The sequence below is a fragment of the Streptomyces sp. NPDC029292 genome, assembly GCF_055569295.1.
The window spans coordinates 1-25,579 of sequence record NZ_JBVHXR010000011.1; the positions used below are offsets into that span (position 1 = coordinate 1).

Genomic DNA, 25,579 nt, shown 5'->3' on the forward strand with positions numbered 1-25,579 from the left:
CGCTCCCTCCCCCCTCCCCCCCCCGCCCCCCCCCCCCCCCCCCCCCCCCCCCCCCCCCCCCCCCCCCCCCCCCCCCCCCCCCCCCCCCCCCCGCTGCAGTTTTACGTGAAACCTGCACGTTTCGGCCGCCGTCGACAGTGGCCGGAATCAGCCGCGCCCCATCGCCGAGGTCAGTTCGATCTCGATCACCACCCGGGACGGGTTCGGCGAGGGCACCCGCCCGTACCGCTCCGCGTACCGCCGCTCCGCCTCCGCGACGCGCTCGGGGTGGACGGACACCGTCGCCCGCCCCTCCAGCGTCGCCCAGCGCCGCCCGTCCACCTGGCAGACGGCGACCCGTGCGCCGTCCGTCCCCGAGGCCCGCACATGCCCGACCTTCGCGCTGGACTTGTTGGTGATCACCCGGGCCAGACCCGCGTGCGGGTCGTAAGTGACCCCGACGGGCACGACGTGCGGTGAACCGTCCGGCCGGAGTGTTGTCAGCGTGCACAGGTGGCGCTCCCGCCAGAAGCTGAGGTACGAGGGGTCGGGGTCGCGCGGGTCTACGGGGTACGAGGCCATGGTCCGCAATGTAACCCGGGTCCGCAATGCAGCGGGACCGGGATGCCGTACGCCCCATGCCCTCCACACCGCTCCTTGAGTGGAATAGACTCAACTTTGTGTACGTTGTCTGGGTCAGGCATTTCAGGAGGAGGAGAACGCGAACGTGGACGCCGAGCTGACCAACAGGAGCCGGGACGCGATCAACGCGGCCACCAACCGGGCCGTGTCCGAGGGCCACCCGGACCTCACCCCCGCTCACCTGCTGCTCGCTCTGCTGGAGGGGCAGGACAACGAGAACATCATTGATCTGCTGGCCGCCGTCGACGCCGACCAGGCGTCCGTGCGGGCCGGGACCGAGCGCGTCCTGGCGGGCCTGCCCAGCGTGACCGGGTCCACCGTCGCGCCCCCGCAGCCCAACCGCGAGCTGCTCGCCGTCATCGCCGAGGCGGCCGACAAGGCCAAGGACCTCGGCGACGAGTACCTCTCCACCGAGCACCTGCTCATCGGCATCGCCGCGAAGGGCGGCCAGAGCGGCGACGTACTCTCCCAGCAGGGCGCCAGTGCGAAAAAGTTGCTTGAGGCGTTCCAGGAGAGCAGGGGAGGGCGCCGGGTGACGACCTCGGATCCCGAGGGCCAGTACAAGGCGCTCGAAAAGTTCGGTACTGATTTCACCGCCGCCGCGCGGGAGGGGAAACTCGATCCCGTCATCGGCAGGGATCAGGAGATCCGGCGGGTGGTGCAGGTGCTGTCCCGCCGTACCAAGAACAACCCCGTCCTCATCGGTGAGCCCGGTGTCGGCAAGACCGCCGTGGTCGAGGGCCTCGCCCAGCGGATCGTGAAGGGTGATGTGCCCGAGTCCCTCAAGCGCAAGCGGCTCGTCGCGCTCGACCTGGGCGCGATGGTCGCGGGTGCCAAATACCGCGGTGAGTTCGAGGAGCGGCTGAAGACCGTCCTCGCCGAGATCAAGGACTCCGACGGGGAGATCATCACCTTCATCGATGAACTGCACACCGTCGTCGGCGCCGGCGCCGGCGGGGATTCCGCCATGGACGCGGGCAACATGCTCAAGCCCATGCTCGCCCGTGGTGAGCTGCGCATGGTGGGTGCGACGACGCTCGACGAGTACCGGGAGCGGATCGAGAAGGACCCCGCCCTGGAGCGGCGCTTCCAGCAGGTGCTCGTCGCCGAGCCGACCGTCGAGGACACGATCGCGATTCTGCGCGGGCTCAAGGGGCGGTACGAGGCCCACCACAAGGTGCAGATCGCGGACTCCGCGCTGGTGGCCGCGGCCACCCTCTCCGACCGGTACATCACCTCCCGCTTCCTGCCGGACAAGGCCATCGACCTCGTCGACGAGGCCGCCTCCCGGCTGCGCATGGAGATCGACTCGTCCCCCGTCGAGATCGACGAACTCCAGCGCGTCGTCGACCGGCTGAAGATGGAGGAGCTGGCCCTCAGCAAGGAGACCGACGCCGCCAGCAAGGAGCGGCTGGAGAAGCTGCGCCGCGACCTCGCCGACAAGGAGGAGCAGCTGCGCGGCCTCAACGCCCGCTGGGACAAGGAGCGACAGTCCCTCAACCGCGTCGGTGAGCTGAAGAAGAAGCTCGACGAGCTGCGCAGCCAGGCCGAACTCGCCCAGAGCCGCGCCCGGAGCGACGAGGACCTGAACACCGCCTCCAGGCTGCTCTACGGCGAAATCCCGGCCCTCGAAAAGGAGTTGGAGGAAGCCTCCGAGGCCGAGGAGGAAGCCTCCAAGGACACCATGGTCAAGGAGGAGGTCGGCCCCGACGACATCGCCGACGTCGTGGGCGCCTGGACCGGCATCCCCGCCGGACGCCTCCTCGAAGGCGAGACGCAGAAACTCCTGCGCATGGAGGAGGAGTTGGGGCGCCGGCTCATCGGGCAGACGGAGGCCGTGCAGGCGGTGTCCGACGCCGTACGGCGCTCGCGTGCCGGAATCGCCGACCCCGACCGGCCCACCGGATCCTTCCTCTTCCTCGGCCCGACCGGCGTCGGCAAGACCGAACTCGCCAAGGCGCTCGCGGACTTCCTCTTCGACGACGAGCGGGCCATGGTCCGCATCGACATGAGCGAGTACGGCGAGAAGCACACCGTCGCCCGCCTGGTGGGCGCCCCGCCCGGGTACGTCGGGTACGAGGAGGGCGGCCAGCTGACGGAGGCGGTGCGCAGGAGGCCGTACTCCGTGGTCCTGCTCGACGAGGTCGAGAAGGCGCACCCGGAGGTCTTCGACATCCTCCTCCAGGTGCTGGACGACGGACGGCTGACGGACGGTCAGGGGCGGACGGTCGACTTCCGCAACACCATCCTGATCCTCACCTCGAACCTGGGCAGCCAGTTCCTCGTCGAGCCGCTGACCTCCGAGGAGGAGAAGAAGCAGCAGGTGCTGGAGGTCGTCCGGGCCTCCTTCAAGCCGGAGTTCCTGAACCGGCTCGACGACCTGGTGGTCTTCTCCGCCCTGAACAAGGAGGAGCTGGAGCGCATCGCCAAGCTCCAGATCGACCGGCTCGCCAAGCGCCTCGCCGAGCGCCGCCTGACCCTGGAGGTCACCGACGCGGCTCTGGCCTGGCTCGCGGACGAGGGCAACGACCCGGCGTACGGCGCCCGGCCGCTGCGCCGCCTCGTCCAGACCGCCATCGGCGACCGCCTCGCCAAGGAGATCCTCGCGGGCGAGGTCAAGGACGGCGACACGGTCCGTGTGGACGCCTTCGGAGACGGCCTGATCGTGGGACCGGCGACCGGGAAGACCTTGTAATCCGCGACGGGCGTCGCCGAGTAGCGCCCGTAGATCCGGGCACCCGACTCACGGGGCGGGGGTGCCCAGGCTCTGCGGGCACGGTCCCCTCTGCATGCTCATGACCGGATCTTGCCAGCCCCAGGCCGACAGGCCCGGCCAGGGGTTGCCACCCCCCGCCCCGGATGGGGGAGGATGGCAGGATCCGTACGAAGGGAAATACACGGTGAGCATCGACCCGTCCTCGATTCCGAACTTCGGGGGCCAGCCCGAGCCGCAGCCCGGCGGCCCCGCGGGCCCCGTCGTCCCGGATCAGGACCTCGTGAAGCAGCTCCTGGACCAGATGGAGCTCAAGTACGTCGTCGACGACGAGGGTGACCTCGCGGCGCCGTGGGAGCAGTTCCGTACGTATTTCATGTTCCGCGGTGAGGGTGACCAGCAGGTCTTCTCGGTGCGAACGTTCTACGACCGGCCGCACCAGATCGACGAGAAGCCCACGCTGCTGGAGTCCATCGACGACTGGAACCGCCGCACGCTGTGGCCCAAGGTCTACAGCCACACCCACGACGACGGCACCGTCCGCCTGATCGGTGAGGCGCAGATGCTGATCGGCACCGGCGTCGCGCTGGAGCACTTCGTGTCCTCCACGGTCAGCTGGGTGCGGGCGGCCATCGAGTTCGACAAGTGGCTCGTCGAGCAGCTCGGCCTCGAGCAGGAGATCAACGAGGCGGAGAAGCCCGAGGACGACGAGGAGTAGTAGTTACTCCTCACAGGGGCGTGTGGGCGACGACCACCAGGTACGCCCCATAGGCCCACGAGAGCCCGGCCAGGGCGCCGACCACCACGGTCGCGTGCCAGGGCCGGGCTCTCGCCGTCCGTACGAGCGCCCGCGCCAGCGGCAGCAGCAGCGGGAAGGCGGGCAGCAGAAAACGCGGCTTCGACTCGAAGAACCCGGAGCCGCCGAGCGCGATCAGCAGGAGTACGCCGCTGTAGACGATCAGCGGCAGCGGCGTGCGGTCGAGGATCAGCAGCGCGTACAGCAGCACGGCCGCCGCCACGATCACCATCGTCATGGGGAACACGAAGCGGTCCCCGTCCAGCAGCAGATGCTTGATCAAGCGCAGCGACCCTCCCCCGAAGTCGAAGCGCGAGCCCCACAGCCGCTGCACCTGGAAGTACCCGCCGAGCGGATCCCCCTCCCGCGCACCCACCCACAGCACGTAGCCGCCCCAGCCGAGCGGCGCGAGCGCGGCGCCCGTCCACAGCCTGTGGGAAACTTTCCGCCCCCGGCGCCGCCCCACCTCGTACGCCGCCGCCGCGAGGACCGCCGCGGCCACCGCGACCCCGTTCGGCCGGGACAGCCCCGCGAGCGCCGCCAGCGCGCCCGCCCACAGCCAGCGCTCGCTGAGCGTCGCGTACAGCGCCCAGGCGGCGAGCGCGGCGAGGACGGGTTCGGTGTACGCCATCGACAGCACGACCGAGTGCGGCAGCAGCCCCCACACCAGGACGAGGGCGGTGGCGACCGCACGGCCCTCCAGCCGGGCCCCGACCGCGTACACCCCGCACGCGGCGGCTCCGGCCGCGAGCCAGGAGAGCAGCAGGCCCGCCGCGCCCGGATGCAGCGGGGTCAGCGCGGTGACGACGCGCACCAGCGCCGGGTACAGCGGGAAGAACGCCAGGTCGCTGTGGACGACCGCGGGCTCGAAGTACAGCGTCTGCCCATAGCCGTGCGCCGCGATTTCCAGGTACCAGACCGAGTCCCAGGACCGCGCGAGCAGCTCCAGCGGGTGCCCGCCGGTCACCCAGGCCGTCGCGGCCAGCACCACGACGCCGATGAGGCGAACGGCGGCGAACAGCCCCAGCGCGGCCACCACGGCACGCGGCAGACAGCGCGCGGCGCGGGACGGACGGGCCTCTTCCCCGGGCTCCGTGAGGCCGAAGCGGGCAAGCGTACTCGGGTGGGTCACACCCGAACCGTGCGGTTCGCACGCGGCATTTGCGACCTGTGCGCGTCCGCGCGGGTACGGTTCACCCGCCCCCGGCGCGCCGTCCGCGCGGCCGGCGCCCGCGGTGCTACCGGGTAAGCGCGCGGTGGCGCTCCGCCTCGGCTACCACGGCGCCTCGGCTACCACGCGGCCTTGAGGCGCTTAGCCGCCTCCTCCAGCACCTCCGTCTGCTTGCAGAACGCGAACCGTACGAACGGCGCGCCCGCCTCCCGGTGGTCGTAGAAGACGGCGTTCGGGATGGCGACGACGCCGGCGCGCTCCGGCAGGGCGCGGCAGAAGGCGAAGCCGTCGGACTCGCCGAGGGGGCGGATGTCGGTGGTGATGAAGTACGTGCCCTGCGGACGGAACACCTCGAAGCCCGCCTCCGTGAGCCCGGCCGCCAGGACGTCCCGCTTGGCCCGCATGTCGGCGCGGAACGCCTCGAAATAGGTGTCGGGCAGCGCGAGCGCCTCGGCCACCGCGTACTGGAACGGCCCCGACGACACGTACGTCAGGAACTGCTTGGCCGAGCGCACGGCGGTGACCAGGGCGGGCGGCGCGGTCACCCAGCCGACCTTCCAGCCGGTGAAGGAGAAGGTCTTTCCGGCCGAGCCGATGGTGACCGTCCGCTCGCGCATCCCCGGGAAGGCGGCCAGCGGCAGGTGCTCGGCGTCGTCGAAGACGAGGTGCTCGTAGACCTCGTCCGTCACCACCAGGAGGTCCCGCTCGACGGCGAGCTGCGCGATCTCGGTGAGCTCCTCGCGGGTGAGGACGGTGCCGGTGGGGTTGTGCGGGGTGTTGATCAGCAGCAGCCGGGTGCGGTCGGTGACGGCGGCGCGCAGCTCGTCGAGATCGAGGCGGAAGCGCCGCTGTGCGACTCCGTCGACGGTGTCCTCGTGCGGGCGCAGTGTGACCGGGACCCGGGTGCCGCCCGCCATCGCGATGCAGGCCGCGTACGAGTCGTAGTACGGCTCGAACGCGATCACCTCGTCCCCGGGTTCGAGCAGGGCGAGGAGCGTGGCGGCGATGGCCTCCGTGGCGCCCGCCGTGACCAGGACCTCGGTGTCGGGGTCGTACGACAGGTCGTACCGGCGCTCCTGGTGCGCGGCGATCGCGGTGCGCAGCTCGGGGACGCCGGGCCCCGGCGGGTACTGGTTGCCGCGCCCGTCCCGCAGCGCCCGCACGGCCGCCTCCCTGATCTCCTCGGGGCCGTCCGTGTCGGGGAAGCCCTGGCCGAGGTTGATCGAACCGGTGCTCAGCGCGAGGGCGGACATCTCGGCGAAGATCGTCGTCCCGAACTCGGCGAGCCGGCGGTTGAGGAAGGGGCGTGCGCTGGAGGTCATGCCGGTCATCCTGCGCCCAAGCTCTGGACTTCCTCAACTCTGCTTTGGCCTGTGAGACGCGCGGGCATCCCCCTCTCACGCAAGAAGCGATCCAAGAAAGCGATCCAAGAAGCGATCCAAGAAGTGACACAGGAAGCAAGGCCCACGGGGGGCCGCTTCGGGGGAACGAAAGGAGGGTGGCGCCATGGTCATCGGCATCATCCTGGCGGTGGTCTGTGTCGTGTTCGTCGTGGCCTTCATGGCCACCGACCGGAGCCAGAAGGTCAGCCTCTCGAAGGGGGGCCGCCGTTCGTACCGCGGCTCCTCGGGCAGCGGCAGCAGCAGCGGCAGCGGCAGCTGGTGGGCCGGCGACAGCGGTTCGTCCGGACACCACGGCGGGCACCACGGCGGTCACTCGTGCGGCGGGGGCTCGTCGTGCGGCGGGGGCTCGTCCTGCGGAGGCGGGTCCTCCTGTGGCGGCGGGGGCGGATGCGGCGGAGGCAGCTGACACGGGGCAGCTGAGCTCCCAGTGGGGGAAGCGCATCCGGAGCACACGGAAGTGCCCGTCGGGCAACGGCTGCCGACGGGTACTTCCGGGCGCCGGGCGCACGCCGTAGTTGAACAGTTGAGCTGTGGAGCCCTCGGGGGGATGGAAACCCTACGAAGTTGGGTAAAAACGCTGTGGCGGCGCCACAGTTCATGATTCCCTCTAAATCACCAACGCAGCCCCGAGGCCCTGTCGTCATCTTGGCGTCGGGTCGTCCTTCCTGACCGGGCTGACCAGGCCGTTCCCCCGGTGCCGACCGGGTGCGCCGGACCCCCACCTCCCTTTGCGTGCTAGCGGAGCCGACCCATGCTCACGACACTGAAGACCTCGTACACCGACACGCGCGCGGCCGATCTCGCCTGGACTCTGGGCCGCGAGCCGCTGCCCGCCCTCGCCACGCTCGATCTCGAACTTGGCGGTGCAAAGCTCCAGTTGAGACTCCTCGGCGCATCCCACCAGGTGCTCCTGGAGGAGGAGCGGGGCAGCTGCTCGGAGACCGTCGCGTGCATCCCCGGCAGCAGTACGCCCCTTCCGCTCGGCGTGGCGAAACGGGTCGGCGACTGGGAGTACGAGTTCGCGGCCCGGGTCGAAATGCTCTCCCCCGGCTCCTTCGCGGGCCGCGCCCAGGAGTTGCTGGCCCTGGTCTCCGACCATCCCAACGGCCTCGCGGGCGTCTTCCCCGGCAGCCCGCACGCCTTCACGGCGATGCTCGCCCAGCGCCATGAGGGCCAGGTCCACTGGCGGACGTGGCACGCGTATCCGCAGGACGGTCAACTGGTCGCCACCCGCACGCGGGTGGGGGTTCGGGCGGTGGTCTTCGGCCCGTCCGACGGTTGAGGACGAGCGCGCAGCGCGATACGGGGGTCCGGGGCGGAACCCCCAGGGGACATCCACACCAACACGGGATGACACTCAAACGCGCCAGTTCCACTCGTGTGGGTGACGAAGCGTAGTGCCAGCGTGACGTAGCGTTCGCAGCGTGATCGAACCGCACGCGCCCGCTCCCCCCGGCGCGCCGCCGCACTGGGGCGTCCAGGGTCAGGCGCGGCTGCCCGTCCGCCCGGGCATCGGGCGGTTCCTCGTCCTCGCGGGAGTATTCGTCTGCGCGGCCTGTGGACTCGTGTACGAACTCGAACTCGTCGCCCTCGCCTCGTACTTGATGGGCGACTCGGTCACCCAGGCCTCCGTCGTGCTGTCCGTCATGGTCTTCGCCATGGGCATCGGCTCCCTCGTCGCGAAGCGGCTGCGCCCCCGCGCCGCGGCGGGCTTCGGCGCGATCGAGGCGGTGCTCGCGCTGGTCGGCGGATGCAGCGCGATGGCGCTGTACGCGGTGTTCGCGTGGACGGGCGCCTGGGGTGGCGCCTGGGCGAACGGATCCCGCTACCTGCTGGTGGCCTTCTCCCTCACCATCGGCCTGCTGATCGGCGCCGAAGTCCCCCTCCTCATGGAGCTGATACAGCGCATCCGCCGCCAGGACCCGGGCGGCGCGGTGGCGGACCTCTTCGCGGCGGACTACGTGGGCGCGCTGGTCGGCGGCCTGGCCTTCCCCTTCCTGCTGCTGCCCCTGCTCGGCCAGCTGACCGGCGCGCTGCTCACCGGGACGGTGAACGTGGTGGCCGGCGGGGCCCTCGTACTCGGCCTGTTCCGCAGGGACTTGACCCACCGCGCGCGCTGGGTGCTGCTGGTCGCCAACCTCGTCGTGCTCGGACTCCTCGCCTCGGCCGCGGTATTGGTCGACGACTTCGAACGGGCGGCGCGGCACGCGGTGTACGGGGCGGACGTGCGGGTCGCGCTCCAGACCGGCGTCCAGGAGGTCGTCCTCACCGGCGGTACGCACGGCCGCCCGCTCGACCTCTTCCTCGACGGCCGCCTGCGGGTCAGCGGCCGCGACGAGGACCGCTACCACGAGGCGCTCGTGCACCCCGCGATGAACGGGCCGCACGCGCGTGTACTCATCCTCGGCGGCGGCGACGGGCTCGCCGCGCGCGAAGTGCTGCGCTACCCCGGCGTGCGCAGCGTCGACGTGGTCGAACTCGACGCGGGCGTGGTGCGGTTGGCGCGCCGCGACCCGGCGCTGTCCTCGCTCAACGGCCACGCGTACGACGACCCACGCGTGCGCGTCGTGACCGCGGACGCCTTCCACTGGCTGCGCGGCGCCCAGGCGATGTACGACGTGGTGATCTCCGACCTGCCCGACCCCGGGATCACGGCGAGTACGAAGCTGTACTCGCAGGAGTTCTACGGTCTCGCCCGCCGCGTCCTCGCCCCCGACGGCCGCCTCGCGGTGCACGCGGGCCCGGTCTCCTCCCGCCGCCGGGTCTTCTGGACGGTCGACGCGACGCTCCGGGCCGCCGGTCTGCGTACCGCTCCCTACCGCGTGGGCGGCCGGGACTCCGGGTTCGCGGCGGGCCCCGACCGTACGACGGGCGCGTCGAAGGCGCCGCGCGACTGGGGCTTCGTCCTGGCCTCCCGTACGGGCGTACCCCTGCGCCTCGCCCCGCACGGGCCGCGTCCGCACACGCTCACGCAGGCCGCTCTCTTCGCGGACGCCCGCGCGGCCTTCCGCACCCGCGTCACCGGCCTCGCGCCCTCCACGCTGGTGCATCCGCGGTACGCCGACTGAGGCGGAGGTGGAGGAATCCCGTGATACGTGGGTGCGGTTCGGGTCGCGCTGGGTAGGCTCGGCTGACATGGAGCATGAGGTGTTCGTTCCGGTTCCGTCCGAGCGGTTGCGGGAGGCGCTGGCCGACCCCGCACGGGTCGCCCGCGCGGTCCCCGGCCTCCAGCAGGACGCGGGGACGCCGCCCGTCTCCGGGCGCCTGAAAGTCCGCGTCGGCGGCCACACGATCACCTATCGCGGCACACTCCGGGTCACCGCCCAGGACGACGGCTCCTACGCCGTCGAGGGCGACGCGACCGAGGCCCGCGGCGCCGGCTCGGTGAAACTGGCGCTCACCGTGCGCCTCGTCCCCGCGGAGGGCGGCACGACGCTCGCCTTCGACGGGACCGCCACGGGGGATGGGCGCGTGGCGGAGCTGCCACCGGATGCGGTGTCCTCAGCGGGGGTGCGGCTGCTGAATCGCTTTGCGGAGAGTTTGGGGGCTGGGTTCGCTGTGGGGGGTGGATCCGCGGAGGAGCCGGCGTCTGGGGGCGAGTCGGAGTCCGGGGGCGAACTGGAATCCCCGGTCGGGTCGGAGTCCGGGGCTGAGCTGGAGTCCCCGGCCGGGTCGGAGTCCGAGGTCGAGGCTGAGGCCGAGCCGGAGGCGGCGTCCGGGGTCGAGCCCGAGAGTGAGCCGGAGTCGGCGTCCGAGGCCGAGGGCGAGTCCGACGCCTCCGCCGCCTCGGTCTTCGACGCCGAGGTTCCGCCTCCGTCACTGGATCCGCTGGCCGACGACGACCTCGTGGGGGAGGAGGAGCTGTCCCTGGGGGCAGATGTTCCGCTCCCGTCGGGCAGGGAGGACGCCATGGCCGAGGCGGCGCACGCGCGGCGGACGATGATCGGACGGAGCGCGGAGGAGGTGGACCACGCTCCGCCGCGTGGCCGCTACGCGCCGGTTCCGGCCCCGGAGGCCACCGCGGCCCGCGCCACGCTCCGCTGGGCGGCCCCCGCGGCGGCCCTCGCCCTGGCCTCGGCCATCGCCCTGGGCCGGGCCTTGCGTAAGCGCCGCTGAGTTTCTTTCGCCCCCTCCGCCCCTACCCTCCCCTACTCTCGGCTTCGCTCGAGCGGGGGGACCCCCATCGCCTCTGGGGGCTGCGCCCCCAGACCCCCGCTATCGGCCTGGACGGCCTCGTCCTCAAACGCCGGACGGGCTGAAAGCGCGGCGTTGGCCGGCGGGCTTGTTCTGGACTTCGGCGTTGAGGCTGTCCCGCGGCACCGCGGACCGTTACCCGCTCACCCTGAAGATCACCGCCGCCTTCGCCGGCCTCTTCGCCGCCGCCACGGACCTGGGGACTGGAAAAGGCAGGGGCGGCTGGGGCGAAGACCCACCCCACGCTCCCAGCCCAGTAGGGTCAACTCCGTGAGTAACGAAGACATCACGCTGACCGCGGGCGACGCGGAGGTGACCGTGGCGCCGGGGAACGGCGGACGGGTCGGGAGTCTGAAGGTCGGCGGCGTCGAACTGCTGCGGCAGGGCGAGAAGTTCGGGTGCTTCCCGATGGTCCCTTGGTGCGGACGGATCCGCGAGGGACGGTTCCTGGACGGCGCCGTCGTCCAGCAGATGCCGCTCAACTCCCCACCGCACGCCATCCACGGCACCGCCCGCGACGGCGCCTGGCGCACCGCCCGCACGACGAAGAACGAGGCCGTGATCACCTACGACCTCGTCGCCCCCTGGCCGCACCCCGGCCGCGTCACCCAGGCCTTCACCCTGACCGAGGACGCCTTCACGCTCACCATGTCCGTGGAGACGTACGACTCCTCCTTCCCCGCCCAGGTCGGCTGGCACCCCTGGTTCCACCGCAATCTGGGACAGGAAGACGTCCGCGTCGACTTCACCCCCGCCTGGCAGGAGGAGCGCGGCGACGACCACCTGCCCACCGGGCGGCGGATCGAGCCGAAGCCCAGCCCCTGGGACGACTGCTTCGGCATGCCCGACGGAGTCGACGTCACGCTCACCTGGCCGGGGCAGCTGGAGCTGAAGGTCGCCAGCCGCGAGGAGTGGGTCGTCGTGTACGACGAGCAGGAGGCCGCGGTGTGCGTCGAGCCCCAGACCGGGCCGCCCAACGGGCTCAACACCCACCCCCGCCTGGTCACCCCCATCGACCCCTTGGAGGCGACCACGACCTGGAGCTGGCGGCGCCTCTAAGCTGGCGGACATGAGTGACGTACGCGGCGCGCTGCTGCAGCAGATCAAGGACAAGGCCGTGGTGCACGGCAAGGTGACCCTCTCGTCGGGCAAGGAAGCCGACTACTACATCGACCTTCGCCGGATCACGCTCGACGGTGTGGCCGCTCCGCTGGTCGGTCAGGTCATGCTCGACCTGACGGCCGACATCGACTACGACGCCGTCGGTGGTCTGACCCTCGGAGCGGACCCGGTCGCGACCTCGATGCTGCACGCCTCCGCCGCGCGCGGGAAGACGCTGGACGCCTTCGTCGTGCGCAAGGCCGGCAAGGCCCACGGCCTCCAGCGTCGCATCGAGGGTGCCGAGGTCAAGGGCCGCCGTGTCCTGGCGGTCGAGGACACCTCCACCACCGGTGGCTCGGTGCTGACCGCGGTGGAGGCGCTGCGCGAGGCCGGTGCCGAGGTCGTCGCCGTGGCCACGATCGTGGACCGGGACACCGGTGCAGCCGAGGCGGTCGCCGAGCAGGCCGGAGTGCCGTACGTCTTCGCGTACTCGAAGACGGATCTCGGCCTGGACTAGGGCCCGGCGCGGGATCCCGCCGAACGCGGGGTCCCGTATCCCGGACACCGTGTCTGGACCATCCGGTCAAGTCTGGAAAGATGGGGCCGACGATGACGTCGCCCCCCTAGGTCAGGGCCGTAAGCACCAGTCCCGTCGTACCGCAGCAGCAGTACGCAGACCCGCACATACAAGGAGCGGACAGATGCCCATCGCAACCCCCGAGGTCTACGCCGAGATGCTCGACCGGGCGAAGGCAGGCAAGTTCGCCTACCCGGCCATCAACGTGACCTCGTCCCAGACCCTGCACGCTGCACTGCGCGGCTTCGCGGAGGCGGAGAGCGACGGCATCATCCAGATGTCCACCGGTGGTGCGGAGTTCCTGGGTGGCCAGTACAACAAGGACATGGTGATCGGCGCCGTCGCGCTCGCCGAGTTCGCGCACATCGTCGCCGCGAAGTACGACATCACGGTCGCGCTGCACACGGACCACTGCCCCAAGGACAAGCTGGACGGCTACGTACGTCCGCTGCTCGACATCTCCGCCGAGCGCGTCGCCAAGGGTGAGGACCCGCTGTTCCAGTCGCACATGTGGGACGGCTCCGCCGAGACCCTCGCCGACAACCTGGCCATCGGCCAGGAGCTGCTCGCCAAGGCCGCCGCCGCGAAGATCATCCTCGAGGTCGAGATCACCCCGACCGGTGGCGAGGAGGACGGCGTCAGCCACGAGATCAACGACGAGCTGTACACGACCGTCGAGGACGCCCTGCGCACCGCCGAGGCCCTGGGCCTGGGCGAGAAGGGCCGCTACCTGCTCGCCGCGTCCTTCGGCAATGTGCACGGTGTCTACAAGCCGGGCAACGTCGTGCTCCGCCCCGAGCTCCTCAAGGACCTCCAGGAGGGCGTCGCCGCCAAGTACGGCAAGGCCTCTCCGTTCGACTTCGTCTTCCACGGCGGCTCCGGCTCCACGGCCGAGGAGATCGCCACCGCGCTGGAGAACGGCGTCGTGAAGATGAACCTCGACACCGACACGCAGTACGCCTTCACGCGCCCCGTCGCGGACCACATGTTCCGCAACTACGACGGCGTCCTGAAGGTCGACGGCGAGGTCGGCACCAAGTCGAAGTACGACCCGCGCACCTGGGGCAAGCTCGCCGAGGCCGGCATGGCCAAGCGCGTGACCGAGGCCTGCGCGGCGCTGCGTTCCACGGGCACCAAGCTCAAGTAGCGATCACTTCCGGATTGGGCTCGGCACCCGCGCGGTGCCGGGCCCTTCCGTATCCTCCGAGGTATGGCTGACGCTCCGAAGGAGAGACCAGGAGAGAAACCGGCCGTACGGATCGCCTCCCGCACGGGAAAGTGGATCCTGCTGACCACCGTCCTCGGCTCCAGCATGGCCATGCTGGACTCGACGGTCGTCAACGTCGCGCTGCCGACCATCGGCCGTGACCTGGACGCGAGCCTCGAGGCCCTCCAGTGGACCGTGAACGCGTACATGCTGACGCTGGCCGGGCTGATCCTGCTGGGCGGCTCCCTCGGGGATCGCTTCGGGCGCCGAAAGGTCTTCGTCATCGGCGTGGTGTGGTTCGCCCTCGCCTCGCTGCTGTGCGGGCTCGCGCCGAGCGGGGGCGTGCTGATCGCGGCCCGCGCCCTGCAGGGCGTCGGCGGGGCGCTGCTGACCCCCGGCTCGCTCGCGCTCATCCAGGCGTCCTTCCACCCGGACGACCGGGCCAGAGCCGTCGGCCTGTGGTCGGGCTTCGGCGGCGTCGGCGCGGCGGTCGGCCCGTTCCTGGGCGGCTGGCTGGTGGACGGCCCCGGCTGGCGCTGGGTCTTCCTGCTGAACATCCCGGTGGCGCTGGTGTGCGCCCCGATCGCGCTGCGGCACGTCCCCGAGTCGTCCGACGAGCTCGCGCACCGCGGCTTCGACATCCTCGGCGCCGTCCTCGGCGCACTCGCGCTGGCCCTGGTCACGTACGCCCTGATCGAGGCCCGCAGTGGCTCCGTGCTCGTCCCGGTGACGGCGGTCGCGGGCGTGGCCGCGGGGGTGGCCTTCGTGTACGTCGAGCGGCGGCGCCCCGATCCGATGATGCCGCTCGACATCTTCGCGTCCCGCCAGTTCACGGCGGTCAATCTCGTCACCCTGTGCGTGTATGCGGCCTTCAGCGGCTTCTTCTTCCTGACCGCGCTCCAGCTCCAGGTCGTGGCGGGTTACTCGGCGCTCGGCGCCGGTACGGCGCTGCTGCCGACGACCGTCCTGATGCTGCTGTTCTCCGCACGCTCGGGCGAACTCGCCCAGCGCATCGGCCCGCGCATCCCGCTCACGGTGGGCCCCCTGCTGTGCGCGGCGGGGATGCTGCTGATGCTGCGGGTGGGACCCGACGCGTCGTACGTCGTCGACGTGCTGCCCGCGTTGCTGGTGATGGGCCTGGGCATGGTCACCCTGGTCGCGCCCCTGACCGCCACCGTCCTCGCCTCCGTGGACACCGGCCGGGCGGGCCTGGCCAGCGGAATCAACAACGCGGCGGCCCGCGCGGCCGGGCTCATCGCGGTGGCCGCGCTGCCGCTGCTCGCCGGGATGGGCCCGGAGGCCTACCGCTCGGCGGACGCCTTCAACTCCGCCTTCCGGCGGGCGATGCCGCTGTGCGCCGGCGTCCTGGTGGCCGGGGCGGTGCTGGCCTTCGCGACCGTACGGCGCCCGGCGCCCGACTGCCGGCGCCCCGAGTGCCGTACGCACGGCTCGGTGACCGCGCCGCCCCTGGAGCCGGGGCGCGTCCCGGCTACGACTTCCAGCGCTGGGCCAGCTGAGTGATGGAGACGTCGATGCCCTGCTGGTAGGCGAAGACGAGCAGGTCGCCCTTGTCCTTGGCGGCGTCGTGTTTCGGGTTCGGGCAGAGCCAGTGGCCGATGGAGAGGCCGATGGAGAGGCCGACGGAGAGCTGGGGCCCTTGGCGTCGGCCTCCGGCCGGCAGGCCGTCGTCGCCGGCAGCGTGGCGACGGCCAGGGCGGTCAGGGCGGCGATTCTGCGGTTTCTGGCAGCGGTGATGGTGCGCACGCAGCCCTCCGTTGTTGTGAGCACGGTCGTCAATTGTTGTGAGCATGATCGTCAATTGCGTGGCGGCAGGTCCGGACCGGGAATCTCGGGTTCCGGAAAGCCCACAGCCAACCGTTACCGATCACGCACCATGCAGCAGACTGGAGACCATGACGATTCACGAGAACCTCCTCGGGGGGCCGCCCCCGACCCACCTCCCCGACGACCCGGAGCCGCGCGAGCTCCTCGCGAACGGCACGGCGCCCGCCGATGTCGCCGCCAAGTACCCCACCTCCTCGCTCGCCTGGGCGCAGCTCGCCGACGATGCGTACGAGCGTGGCAGCGTCGTCGAGTCGTACGCCTACGCCCGTACGGGCTACCACCGCGGCCTGGACGCCCTGCGCCGCAGCGGCTGGAAGGGCCACGGCCCGGTGCCCTGGGAGCACGAGCCGAACCGCGGCTTCCTGCGCGCCCTGCACGCCCTCGCCCGCGCCGCGCAGGCGATCGGGGAGCGGGAGGAGTACGAGCGCTGCAGCCAGTTCCTGAAGGACTCCTCGCCGACGGCGGCGCAGACGCTGGGCTAGTCGTGGGCTGGTCGGTCTTTTGACGTGCGGGCCCGCCTGGTGTGATGTGACCAGGCGGGCCTTGCGTTTTCGGGGGACGATTGCGGAGGATGCCGGTGGGGACCGGGGCCCCCTGTCGAACACGGCAGGGGCGGACCGCTACCCGGAGTACGTAACAGGAGACAGCGATGTCCCACCAGGCTCAGCCCCACGAGGCTTCGGAGCCCGAGACCCCGCATCTCGACTTCCAGGGAACGACCCCTTACGAGGACTACGTCCAGGCGGACGTCCTGACCCACCTCCAGCACACCCTCTCCGACGACCCCGGAGAGATGGTTTTCCTGGTGACCACCCAGGTCATGGAGCTGTGGTTCACGGTCATCGTCCACGAGTGGGAGACGGCGGCTCTCGCCCTGCGCTCCGACGACGTCCCGAAGGCCGTGGCCGCGCTGAAGCGGTCCGTACGGGAGCTGGAGGCGCTGAACGCGTCGTGGAAACCCCTGGGCCAGCTCACGCCGGCCCAGTTCAACTCGTACCGCTCCGCCCTCGGCGAGGGCTCCGGCTTCCAGTCGGCGATGTACCGCCGCATGGAGTTCCTGCTCGGCGAGAAGTCCGCGTCCATGCTGGTCCCGCACCGGGGCGCGCCGCGCGTCCACGCGGAACTGGAGAAGGCGCTGCACGAGCCGAGCCTGTACGACGAGGTGCTCAGGCTGCTGGCGCGGCGCGGGCACGCGATCCCGGCGTCCGCGCTGTCGCGCGACGTGTCGCTGCGCTACGAGCCCTCGGCGGAGGTGGAGGCGGTGTGGACCGCGCTCTACTCCGGCGACTCGCAGGACGAACTCGCCCGTCTCGGTGAGGCGTTGACGGACGTCGCCGAGCTGGTGTGGCGCTGGCGCAACGACCATCTCGTCGCCACCCGGCGCGCGATGGGCGCGAAGACGGGCACGGGTGGTTCCGCCGGGGTGGCCTGGCTGGAGAAGCGCGCGCAGAAGAACGTGTTCCCCGAGCTGTGGACGGCGAGGTCTCATGTCTGAGCTGATGTCCGACCTGAGCATCAAGGCCGCGGAGCTGGACTCCGCCGACGAACTCGCCAAGCTGCGCGAGCAGTTCGTGCTGGACGAGGTGGTGTACCTGGACGGGAACTCGCTCGGCGCGCTGCCCGTCTCCGTCCCCGGCCGGGTCGACGACGTCGTACGCCGCCAGTGGGGCGAGCTGCGGATCCGGTCCTGGGACGAGAGCGGCTGGTGGACGGCGCCGGAGCGGATCGGCGACCGGATCGCTCCGCTGGTCGGGGCGGCTCCCGGCCAGATCGTGGTCGGCGACTCCACAAGTGTGAACGTCTTCAAGGCACTTGTGGGCGCCGTCCGGCTGGCGGGCGAGGGCCGGGACGAGATCATCGTGGATGCGACCACGTTCCCGACCGACGGGTACATAGCGGCATCTGCGGCGCGCCTGACGGGCTGCGAGCTGCGCCCGCTGGAACCGGCGGAGGTCCCGGACGCCGTGGGCCCGCGCACGGCAGCGGTGCTGCTCAACCACGTCGACTACCGCACGGGCCGGCTGCACGACCTCCCCTCCCTGACCTCCGTGATCCACTCGGCGGGGGCCCTGGCGGTCTGGGACCTGTGCCACAGCGCGGGGGCCCTGCCGGTTGGCCTGGACACGCACGGGGTCGACCTCGCGGTCGGCTGCACGTACAAGTACCTGAACGGGGGCCCCGGTTCACCGGCGTACCTCTATGTCCGCAGCGACTTGCAGGAGCGCTTCGACTCCCCGCTCCCCGGCTGGAACTCGCACGCGGACCCCTTCGGGATGAGCCCGTCGTACGCCCCGGCACCGGGCGCGCTACGAGGCCGCGTAGGCACCCCGGACATCCTGTCGATGCTGGCCCTGGAAGCGGCCCTGGAGGTGTGGGAGGGCATCTCGATCGACTCCGTCCGCACCAAGTCCCTCGCCCTCACCGACTTCTTCCTGGAATGCGTCACCGCGTACGTCCCCGAGGGCCGCGTGGAGTCCCTGACCCCGTCCACCCACGGCCGACGGGGCAGCCAGGTCGCCCTGCGCTGCCCCGACGCGGGCGAGGTGATGAAGCGCCTCATCGAGCGAGGCGTCGTCGGCGACTTCCGCCACCCCGACGTCCTGCGCTTCGGCTTCACGCCGTTGTACGTGGGGTTTGGGGATGTGGAGAGGGCGGCGGGGGTTTTGGGGGAAGTGGTGGGGTAGCCGCACGCGCTCATCCTGGCCGGCGATCCGCTGCGCTCTTCAGTGCGGGCCGGATGAATTCAGCCCGTCCGGCGTTTGAGGACGAGGCCGTTGGGCCGATAGCGGGGGCCTGGGGGGGCAGCCCCCCGGGACGATGGGGGTCCCCCCCGCTCGAGCGAAGCCGAGAGTGGGGGAGGGTAGGGGCGGAGGGGGCGAAAACCCTCGACGCCGAGCCCGACGCCGGTTCACTGGGAGACGACGTACACCCCGGCCGCGGCAGCGGCAAACGCGGCCGAGGCCGCCCGATCGCCCGCCACCGCATCCGGCACCACCCCGGTGGTGAGCAACGTGTAGTAGAGCGGCGCCGACACCGCACGCACGACCAGCGCGGCGTCGGTCCCCACCGGCAACTCCCCCCGGGCAACCCCCTGCTCCACACACGGCGCCCACTCGGCTACCCGGACCTCGTAGAACCGCCGCAACGCCTCCGCCGTACGCAAGTCGCACGCAGCCGCAGCGATAACCGCCCGAAACAGCGCCCCCTGCCGAGGATCGGCCAACGTCCGCCGCACCAGCGCGGCATTGGCCCGCAGATCACCCAGGACACTCCCCGTCTCCGTACGCGGCAGCGACTGCTCCGCCATATCGCTGAGCAGATCGGCGACCAGCCCTGTCACCGACCCCCACCGCCGGTACACCGTCGTCTTCCCGACCTCCGCCCGCCGCGCCACATCGGCCAGATCGAGATGCGCGAACCCCTGCTCGGCGAGCACGTCTCCGGCGGCCCGCAGCACGGCCGCACGGACACGGGCGGTACGCCCCCCGGGACGTACGGTGCCAGGCTCGGCTGACATGACGACCTCCTTCACAGACACGGACCACGCAAGCGGATCACGGAAACGGACCACGCAAGCGGACCATGGAAGCCGATCACACGGCCGCTCCCTGGTCAGCGTAACGAAACAATAGAACCGTTTAACCCTCACCGAGCGTGACAGCCCCGTGTAGACGCACGTCACGGGCCTGATACCGTCCCCGCCAACGGCCGAATTCTCACCTGGTCCGCCAAATCCGTTTCACCGCTGAGAGGTTGGAGCATGCCGGACGACGCCGCAGCCCGGGACGACGCCGCGAAGCGAGACGCAGCCGCAGCCGCAGCGCGCGACGCCGAGGAAGAGGCGTCAGCCTTCTCGCACCCGCCGGTGGACCCCGACGCCACCGCCGCATACGGCGACCACCCCGACCAGGTGATCGACTTCTATGCCCCGCGCGAGCACGAGCCGCGCGAGTACGCGTCACGCGAACCCCTGCTCGGCGAGCCCGACCCCTCGGCCCTCGCCCCGTTGGTGGTCGTCCTGCATGGAGGCGCCTGGCGCGCCCCGTACGACCGCCGCCACGTCACCCCGTTCGCGGACTTCCTGGCCCGCCGCGGCTTCGCCGTAGCCAACGTCGAGTACCGCCGGGGCAGCGTGCCCCCCGCGCAGACCGGGCCGATCCCCGCGCAGGGCGGACCGACCCCTGCCCAGGACGAGCCGATCCCCGCCCAGGACGAGCCGATCCCCGCCCAGGACGGGCCGACCCCCGCCCAGGGCGGCGAAGCCCCGATCGCGGGCCGCTGGCCGGAGACCCTCGACGACATCGCGGCCGCACTCGACGCGCTGCCCGCCCTCGTACGCGAGCACCTCCCGCAGGCCGACTCCCGCCGCACGGTGATCACCGGCCACTCGGCGGGCGGCCACCTGGCCCTGTGGGCCGCCGCCCGCCACCTTCTGCCCGCCGACGCCCCCTGGTACACCGAGCGCCCGGCCCCGCTGCGCGGCGTCGTCGCGCTCGCCCCGATCGCGGACTTCCAGGTGGCCGAGAAACTGGACGTCTGCTCCGGGGCGGTCCGCCAATTCCTGGGCGGGGAGAGCAATTTCGCGGAACGTCAGCCGTACGCCGACCCCGCGTACCTCCTCCCCACCGGCATCGCGACGACCCTGGTACAGGGCCGCACCGACGTCGTAGTCCCGCAGGCGGTCGCGGAGTCGTACGCCGATGCGGCGGCGAAGTCGGGCGAGGTGGTCGGCCTGACGCTCCTGGAGGACGTCGGCCACTTCCCGCTGATCGATCCGGCGGCGGACGCGTGCGCGGTGGTGGCCGAGGAGATCGCCCAACTGGCTTGGTAACAAAGGAATTTGCTCCTCCTTTCCCGCCACCCCGGTCATACCCGTAATACCTGAGAGCTACCTCCCAGGTGAGCTCCCTGGCGGGACGCCGACGACACGTCACGGTCCGTAACTTCCATTCCAGAGACGCCCGATGAGCGGGCGAACTGGACGGGAAGGACACCATGGGATTCCGGGCGAAGCCGACCGCGACGGAGGAGCCGGGGTCTCACCGTTCATCAGGACGGGAGAGGGAGCGGCCAGCGCGCCGAGGACCTGGCGAAGACACATGCCGAGACGCGGACCGAGGCACGGACCAAGACGCGGGCCGAGGCACGGACCAGGGCACGAGCCGAGTCCCGGCACGAGCCCCTGCCCGAGCCGCGACCCGAGCCCCTGTCCCAGCCCCTGCCCGATTCGCGACCCGAGTCGCCCGGCGGCTGCGCCGCACGCTGCTCGCCGCGCTGGTCATGGGCGCCGTCGTCGTCCCCGTATCCGCCGCCGCCCGCCCTCAGATCCCCGCCCCGGCGCCCGCGGAGATCACAGCGGTGACGGCGTCGTCGCTGGACAAGGCCTACGCGGCCAACCGTGCGAACGCCACGGAGGCGGCCCGCATGGCCGCGGACCACGGCGACCGCACCCGCGCCGCCGCGGACCGCGCGATGGCCGACCCCTCCCGCCGCTTCCTCTCCTTCGACGGCCGAGGCTCCGGCCGGGCCGTCGAGATCCTCGGCGACCTCGCCCACGCCGACCGCGTCGCGGTCCTGGTCCCCGGCTCCGACACAACCCTTGAGACGTACGACCGCTTCCGCGCCGGCGCCCTCGCCCTGCACGACCGCCTGGGCCCGCGCACAGCCGTCGTCGCCTGGCTCGGTTACGAGACGCCGGGCACGGTGAGCACCACCGTGCTGACGACGGGCCGCGCCGAGGACGCGGCCCCGCGCCTGAAGGGGTTCATACGCGAACTGCGCGGCGTCGTCGGCGAGAACGCGCGCATCTCCCTGCTGTGCCACTCGTACGGCACGGTCGTCTGCGGCCGCGCGGCACAGGGGCTGGACGTGGACGACATCGCCCTCGTCGGCAGCCCGGGCACCGGCGTGGACTCCGCGGCGGCGCTGCACACGGCCGCCCGCGTCTGGGCGGCCCGCGGCGCCGACGACTGGATCGCGGACGTCCCGCACACGCGCGCCGACCTCTTCGGCACGACCGTCGGCTTCGGCACCGACCCGGTGTCCCCAGCCTTCGGTGCCCATGTCTTCGCCGCCGGAGACGGCGGCCACAGCGACTACTTCAAACCGGCTCGGTGTCCCTGGGCAACCTCGCCCGCATCGTCCTCGGTGACACCTCGGAGGTGACCCGTGCGTGAAGCGAGCCCGCGGAAGAAGGCTCCGGCAGCCGCCAACACCGCTGACACCCCACCGGGTCCCGCACCCCACCCTCACCCTCACCCTCACCCTCACCGCCACCCCCACCCCCACTCTCACCCCCGCCCCCACCTCCGCCCCGCACTGAACGCCATACGCACCGCGGCACAGCGCATCGACAAGGCCACCCCCGTGGAGCGGGACCGAGCCGTCGACGCCCTGCGCGCCCTCGCGATCCTCGGCGTCGTACTCGGCCACTGGCTGGTGACGGCCCTGGTCGCGGACGGCGGCGCGCTGCACACGGCGAGCCCGTTGCAGCACATGCCCTGGCTGGTCCTCATCTCCTGGGCCTTCCAGACGCTCGCCGTCTTCTTCCTGGTGGGCGGTCATGTGGCGACGAAGAGCTACGCGTCGGCGCGAGCACGCGGCACGACGTACGGACAGTGGCTGCGCACCCGTCTGACCCGCCTCTTCAGGCCGGTGGCGGCGGTGCTGACGCTCTGGACGGTGGCCGCGGCCTGCCTGCTCGCGTCGGGCACGGGCTTCGAGACGGTGCACACGCTGGTGAAGCTGGCCCTGTCACCGCTCTGGTTCCTCGTGGTCTTCGCGGTACTGACCGCGGCGACGCCGCTGCTGACGCGCATCAACCCGCTGTGGCCGCTGGCCGTCGTTCTCCACGTGGACCTCATTCGCTTCGGTCTCGGCGGCCCGTCCTGGCTCGGCTGGGTGAACGTCGCGGCGGGCTGGCTGGTGCCGTACACGCTCGGCGCGGCCTGGACGCGCGGCGAGCTGGAGCGTCGGCGCGCGGGCTGGGTGCTGTTCACCGGCGGCGCGGCAGCGACCGCGGCGCTGGTGGCGTGGGCGGGCTACCCGGCGTCGATGGTCGGCGTCCCGGGCGCCGCGGTCTCCAACCTGAACCCGCCGACGCTGGCCGCGGTCACCTTCGGCCTGGCACAGTGCGGCCTCGCCCTGCTGCTGCGCGAGCCGCTGCGCCGGTCGATGAGGCGCCCCGCGGCCTGGGCGGGCATCGCCTTCGCCAATCTCTCCGCGATGACGATATTTCTCTGGCACCAGACGTCCATGATGGCGGTCACCGCCCTGGGCCTCCTCGCGGGCCGCCTCCCCGGCCTGCACACCACCCCCGACGGACTGTCCTGGGTGGCCGCCCGCCTCGCCTGGCTCCCCGTCTTCACCCTCGCCCTCACCGTCTGCTGGTCCGCCTTTCGCACCTACGAACAGGGTCCCCGCCGCCGCACCGGCCGCCCTTCCCGAGTCGTCCGCGTCCACCACCCGGGCTCGACGGGGGCACGGGCGGCCCGCCGTGCCTAGGGTTGCCCACGTGACGAGCGCGGAGCCCGAGGACCCGAACAGCGACCCCTCCACGCCCGACGCCCCGCCCCCGGACTCCAGTGGTCCAACTCCGCCCAGCCCCCACCCCACCCGCAAGCCCACACCCCCCGCCACACCCTCCGCCACGCACCCCACCCGTGCGCACCGCATGGGCACCCTCCTGCGCGCGGTCCTGGCCGACCTCGCGTCGCCGTCCGCCGCGCCGCTGCCGCCGATGTCCCGGCCCCGGTGGCTTCGGTGGCTGCCGCACGTGGTGATCTGCTGGATCGCGTTCGGTGTCGCGCTCGCAGGCACCGACGAGCTGAGCAGCAGTTATCGACTGGGCATCGGGCTGGGCGTGTTGACCGGATTCGCGCAGGGCGTGGCGATGGTCCTCGTCCTGTGGCGGCCGGTTCCGGCCTGGTGGCTGTCCCTGACCGGTGCTGTCGTGGCCGCCGCGGCGACGCGGTCGCACATGGTGGTGGAGATCCCGCCCCCGGGGCCCGACTGGCCATGGAGCCCGCCCGCGATCATCGGGCAGGCTTTCGTGCTCTTCCTCCTCGCCCTGCGGGTGCCCACCCGGGTGGCAGTAGGGGCGCTGTCCGTGACCGCTCTGGCGACCTACTTCGTGCAGGGACTGGTCGGCGGACCGGTATACCGCTCGACGGGAATGCTGGCGATCGTCGTCTTCGCCGCCGTCGTCCTCCTCGGCACGGCCCTCCGAGGCCGCCGCGAGGCTCGTACTCAGCTCGTCGAGCAGGCCTCGCTGACCGAGGAGGAGCGCGCCCGCCGCACCCTCCTGGAGGAGCGCAGCCGTATCGCCCGCGAGCTGCACGACGTGGTCGCCCACCACATGTCGGTGATCTCCATCCAGGCCCAGGTCGCCCCGCACCTGGTCGAGAACCCCTCCGAGGAACTGAAGGAGAACTTGGAGGGCATCCGGCAGAACGCGCTGGAGGCGCTGACCGAGCTACGCCGCGTCCTCGGCGTGCTGCGCTCGGAGAACCCCGAGGACCCGTACGGCCTCGGCGCCGGCACCGGCGTCGCCCCGGACGCCCCGCAGCCCACCCTCGACCGCCTCGACGCCCTGGTGGAGAACACCCGCGCCGCCGGACTGGACGTGACCACGGAGATCACCGGCGAGCAGCTGCCCCTGGCGCCCGGAGTGGAGCTGTCGGCGTACCGGATCATCCAGGAGGCGCTCAGCAACGCCCTGCGGCACGCGCCGGGTTCCACGGTCCGCGTCGAGCTCTGGCACTTCCCGCGTGGCCTTCAGGTACGGGTCATCAACTCCAGACCCGAGCGCCCCGCCCCGCCGTCCCCGGGCGCGGGGCACGGCCTGCTCGGAATGCGGGAGCGCGCCGCGATGCTCGGTGGCACCCTCGTGACCTCGGAGACCTCGCACGGCGGCTTCGTGGTGGCAGCCTTCCTCCCCCGCAACGGAGCCGCCGCCACCGCCGAAGGCTCCACCGAACACAACTCCACAGGCCTCCCAGGAGAAGAGACCCCATGACGAGCGGCACCATCCGCGTACTGATCGCCGACGACCAGCAGATGGTCCGGCAGGGCTTCACCGTGCTGCTCAACACCCAGCCCGACATCGAGGTGGTCGGCCAGGCGGTCGACGGCCTGGACGCGATCGCCAAGGTCGCCGAACTCGCCCCGGACGTCGTCCTGATGGACATCCGTATGCCCGAGCTCGGCGGCATCGACGCCACCCGCCGCATCACCGACGAGACACCCCAGATCAAGGTGCTGGTGCTCACCACCTTCGACCTCGACGAGTACGTGTACGAAGCCCTGCGCGCCGGCGCCTCCGGGTTCCTGCTCAAGGACGCGTCCGCCGACCAGCTCGCCGAGGCGGTACGCGTGGTCGCGGCGGGCGACGCCCTGCTCGCGCCCGGCATCACCCGCCGCCTCATCGCCGAGTTCTCCCGCCTCGACTCCACCCCGCGCACCCCCCTCAAACAGCGCGTGGGCGAGCTGACCGAGCGCGAGACCGAGGTCCTCGCCCACATCGCCCAGGGCCTGTCGAACGCGGAGATCGCCGAACGCCTCGTCGTCGCCGAACAGACCGTGAAAACCCACGTCGGCCGCATCCTGGTGAAGCTGGGCCTGCGCGACCGCACCCAGGCCGCAGTCTTCGCCTACGAGTCGGGCCTGGTCCGCCCCTCGGGCTACTGACCCGCGAGCCCCACCACCCCCACCCACCTGTCCTCAACCAGCCGCAGTCCCCAGCCACCCGCACCCACCGCCACCAGCCCCCACGCACCCGCACCCGCCGACGCACGGAAGGGGCCGTGCCGGGGCTGACGCCCAATCCCCCACGCACCCGCACCCGCCGACGCACGGAAGGGGCCGTGTCGGTACATCAAATGCCCGCAGCCGAACGGATCCAAAAAAGACAGCACCCTTCTCACCCACAGCCGATCCGTTCGGATGCGGGCG

Annotated in this window: 22 protein-coding genes and 1 pseudogene; 18 read left to right on the plus strand and 5 right to left on the minus strand. The window is 71.7% G+C overall.

The genetic code is table 11. From position 1 onward, the window contains the following. Positions 1-147 precede the first annotated feature (147 nt). On the minus strand, positions 148-561 hold the full coding sequence (locus ACZ4WS_RS23575) for a pyridoxamine 5'-phosphate oxidase family protein (RefSeq protein WP_467983196.1): 414 nt from the start codon (positions 559-561) through the stop codon (positions 148-150). Positions 562-706: 145 nt separating this feature from the next. Between ACZ4WS_RS23575 and clpB the strand changes: the two genes are divergently transcribed. Both clpB and ACZ4WS_RS23585 read left to right on the plus strand, forming a co-directional pair. After that, positions 707-3,316: an ATP-dependent chaperone ClpB gene (clpB, locus tag ACZ4WS_RS23580; RefSeq protein ID WP_467983197.1), complete on the plus strand. Its 2,610-nt coding sequence runs from the start codon at positions 707-709 to the stop codon at positions 3,314-3,316. Between the two features lie 205 nt (positions 3,317-3,521). Further along, entirely contained in the window at positions 3,522-4,052 is a 531-nt protein-coding gene (locus tag ACZ4WS_RS23585) for a YbjN domain-containing protein (RefSeq protein WP_467983198.1), read from the plus strand. A gap of 10 nt (positions 4,053-4,062) precedes the next feature. On the opposite strand, the gene ACZ4WS_RS23590 is transcribed toward ACZ4WS_RS23585, so the two are convergent. After that, a complete protein-coding gene (locus ACZ4WS_RS23590; protein WP_467983199.1) occupies positions 4,063-5,262 on the minus strand; it encodes a hypothetical protein in 1,200 nt (399 codons plus the stop codon). A gap of 158 nt (positions 5,263-5,420) precedes the next feature. Then, on the minus strand, positions 5,421-6,632 hold the full coding sequence (locus tag ACZ4WS_RS23595; protein WP_467983200.1) for a pyridoxal phosphate-dependent aminotransferase: 1,212 nt from the start codon (positions 6,630-6,632) through the stop codon (positions 5,421-5,423). Between the two features lie 175 nt (positions 6,633-6,807). Between ACZ4WS_RS23595 and ACZ4WS_RS23600 the strand changes: the two genes are divergently transcribed. The 8 genes from ACZ4WS_RS23600 (at position 6,808) to ACZ4WS_RS23635 (ending at position 15,304) form a co-directional block, all read left to right on the plus strand. Then, complete coding sequence (locus ACZ4WS_RS23600) at positions 6,808-7,110, plus strand: hypothetical protein (protein WP_467983201.1); 303 nt, start codon at positions 6,808-6,810, stop codon at positions 7,108-7,110. A 345-nt stretch (positions 7,111-7,455) separates the two neighbouring features. After that, on the plus strand, positions 7,456-7,986 hold the full coding sequence (locus tag ACZ4WS_RS23605) for a DUF2617 family protein (protein WP_467983202.1): 531 nt from the start codon (positions 7,456-7,458) through the stop codon (positions 7,984-7,986). 142 nt (positions 7,987-8,128) lie between these two features. Beyond that, positions 8,129-9,772, plus strand: a complete 1,644-nt coding sequence (locus ACZ4WS_RS23610) for a polyamine aminopropyltransferase (RefSeq protein ID WP_467983203.1) — start codon at positions 8,129-8,131, stop codon at positions 9,770-9,772. A gap of 67 nt (positions 9,773-9,839) precedes the next feature. Beyond that, positions 9,840-10,820 (plus strand): SRPBCC family protein, encoded by a 981-nt coding sequence (locus ACZ4WS_RS23615; RefSeq protein ID WP_467983204.1) that lies wholly within the window; start codon positions 9,840-9,842, stop codon positions 10,818-10,820. A 348-nt stretch (positions 10,821-11,168) separates the two neighbouring features. Next, a complete protein-coding gene (locus ACZ4WS_RS23620; protein ID WP_467983205.1) occupies positions 11,169-11,957 on the plus strand; it encodes an aldose epimerase family protein in 789 nt (262 codons plus the stop codon). Positions 11,958-11,967: 10 nt separating this feature from the next. Next, positions 11,968-12,516, plus strand: a complete 549-nt coding sequence (gene pyrE / locus ACZ4WS_RS23625) for an orotate phosphoribosyltransferase (protein WP_467983206.1) — start codon at positions 11,968-11,970, stop codon at positions 12,514-12,516. Positions 12,517-12,700: 184 nt separating this feature from the next. Continuing rightward, positions 12,701-13,723, plus strand: coding sequence for a class II fructose-bisphosphate aldolase (gene fbaA / locus ACZ4WS_RS23630; RefSeq protein ID WP_467983207.1), 1,023 nt, complete (start codon positions 12,701-12,703; stop codon positions 13,721-13,723). A gap of 63 nt (positions 13,724-13,786) precedes the next feature. After that, positions 13,787-15,304 carry an MFS transporter gene (locus ACZ4WS_RS23635; RefSeq protein ID WP_467983208.1) on the plus strand — a complete coding sequence of 506 codons (1,518 nt, stop codon included), beginning with the start codon at positions 13,787-13,789 and terminating at the stop codon, positions 15,302-15,304. Here ACZ4WS_RS23635 and ACZ4WS_RS23640 read toward each other — a convergent pair. Next, complete coding sequence (locus ACZ4WS_RS23640) at positions 15,273-15,593, minus strand: hypothetical protein (protein WP_467983209.1); 321 nt, start codon at positions 15,591-15,593, stop codon at positions 15,273-15,275. The genes ACZ4WS_RS23635 and ACZ4WS_RS23640 overlap by 32 nt on opposite strands. A gap of 103 nt (positions 15,594-15,696) precedes the next feature. Here ACZ4WS_RS23640 and ACZ4WS_RS23645 point away from each other — a divergent pair, with 103 nt between their 5' ends. The 3 genes from ACZ4WS_RS23645 (at position 15,697) to kynU (ending at position 18,312) form a co-directional block, all read left to right on the plus strand. Then, positions 15,697-16,110: a DUF3151 domain-containing protein gene (locus tag ACZ4WS_RS23645; RefSeq protein ID WP_467983210.1), complete on the plus strand. Its 414-nt coding sequence runs from the start codon at positions 15,697-15,699 to the stop codon at positions 16,108-16,110. A 167-nt stretch (positions 16,111-16,277) separates the two neighbouring features. Next, on the plus strand, positions 16,278-17,123 hold the full coding sequence (locus ACZ4WS_RS23650) for a tryptophan 2,3-dioxygenase family protein (RefSeq protein ID WP_467983211.1): 846 nt from the start codon (positions 16,278-16,280) through the stop codon (positions 17,121-17,123). Positions 17,124-17,127: 4 nt separating this feature from the next. Further along, positions 17,128-18,312, plus strand: a complete 1,185-nt coding sequence (gene kynU / locus ACZ4WS_RS23655) for a kynureninase (protein ID WP_467983471.1) — start codon at positions 17,128-17,130, stop codon at positions 18,310-18,312. A 224-nt stretch (positions 18,313-18,536) separates the two neighbouring features. Here kynU and ACZ4WS_RS23660 read toward each other — a convergent pair whose 3' ends face one another. Beyond that, positions 18,537-19,145, minus strand: a complete 609-nt coding sequence (locus ACZ4WS_RS23660; protein WP_467983212.1) for a TetR/AcrR family transcriptional regulator — start codon at positions 19,143-19,145, stop codon at positions 18,537-18,539. 243 nt (positions 19,146-19,388) lie between these two features. On the opposite strand from ACZ4WS_RS23660, the gene ACZ4WS_RS23665 reads away from it, so the two are divergent. The 5 genes and pseudogenes from ACZ4WS_RS23665 (at position 19,389) to ACZ4WS_RS23685 (ending at position 25,315) form a co-directional block, all read left to right on the plus strand. Next, positions 19,389-20,459: an alpha/beta hydrolase family protein gene (locus tag ACZ4WS_RS23665; RefSeq protein ID WP_467983213.1), complete on the plus strand. Its 1,071-nt coding sequence runs from the start codon at positions 19,389-19,391 to the stop codon at positions 20,457-20,459. A gap of 449 nt (positions 20,460-20,908) precedes the next feature. Next, positions 20,909-21,804, plus strand: a pseudogene (locus ACZ4WS_RS23670) (alpha/beta hydrolase). Positions 21,805-21,946: 142 nt separating this feature from the next. Then, positions 21,947-23,131 (plus strand): acyltransferase family protein, encoded by a 1,185-nt coding sequence (locus ACZ4WS_RS23675; protein WP_467983473.1) that lies wholly within the window; start codon positions 21,947-21,949, stop codon positions 23,129-23,131. A 169-nt stretch (positions 23,132-23,300) separates the two neighbouring features. Beyond that, positions 23,301-24,644, plus strand: a complete 1,344-nt coding sequence (locus ACZ4WS_RS23680) for a sensor histidine kinase (RefSeq protein WP_467983475.1) — start codon at positions 23,301-23,303, stop codon at positions 24,642-24,644. Then, on the plus strand, positions 24,641-25,315 hold the full coding sequence (locus ACZ4WS_RS23685) for a response regulator (protein ID WP_467983214.1): 675 nt from the start codon (positions 24,641-24,643) through the stop codon (positions 25,313-25,315). The genes ACZ4WS_RS23680 and ACZ4WS_RS23685 overlap by 4 nt, the downstream gene beginning before the upstream one ends. Positions 25,316-25,579: the final 264 nt, after the last annotated feature.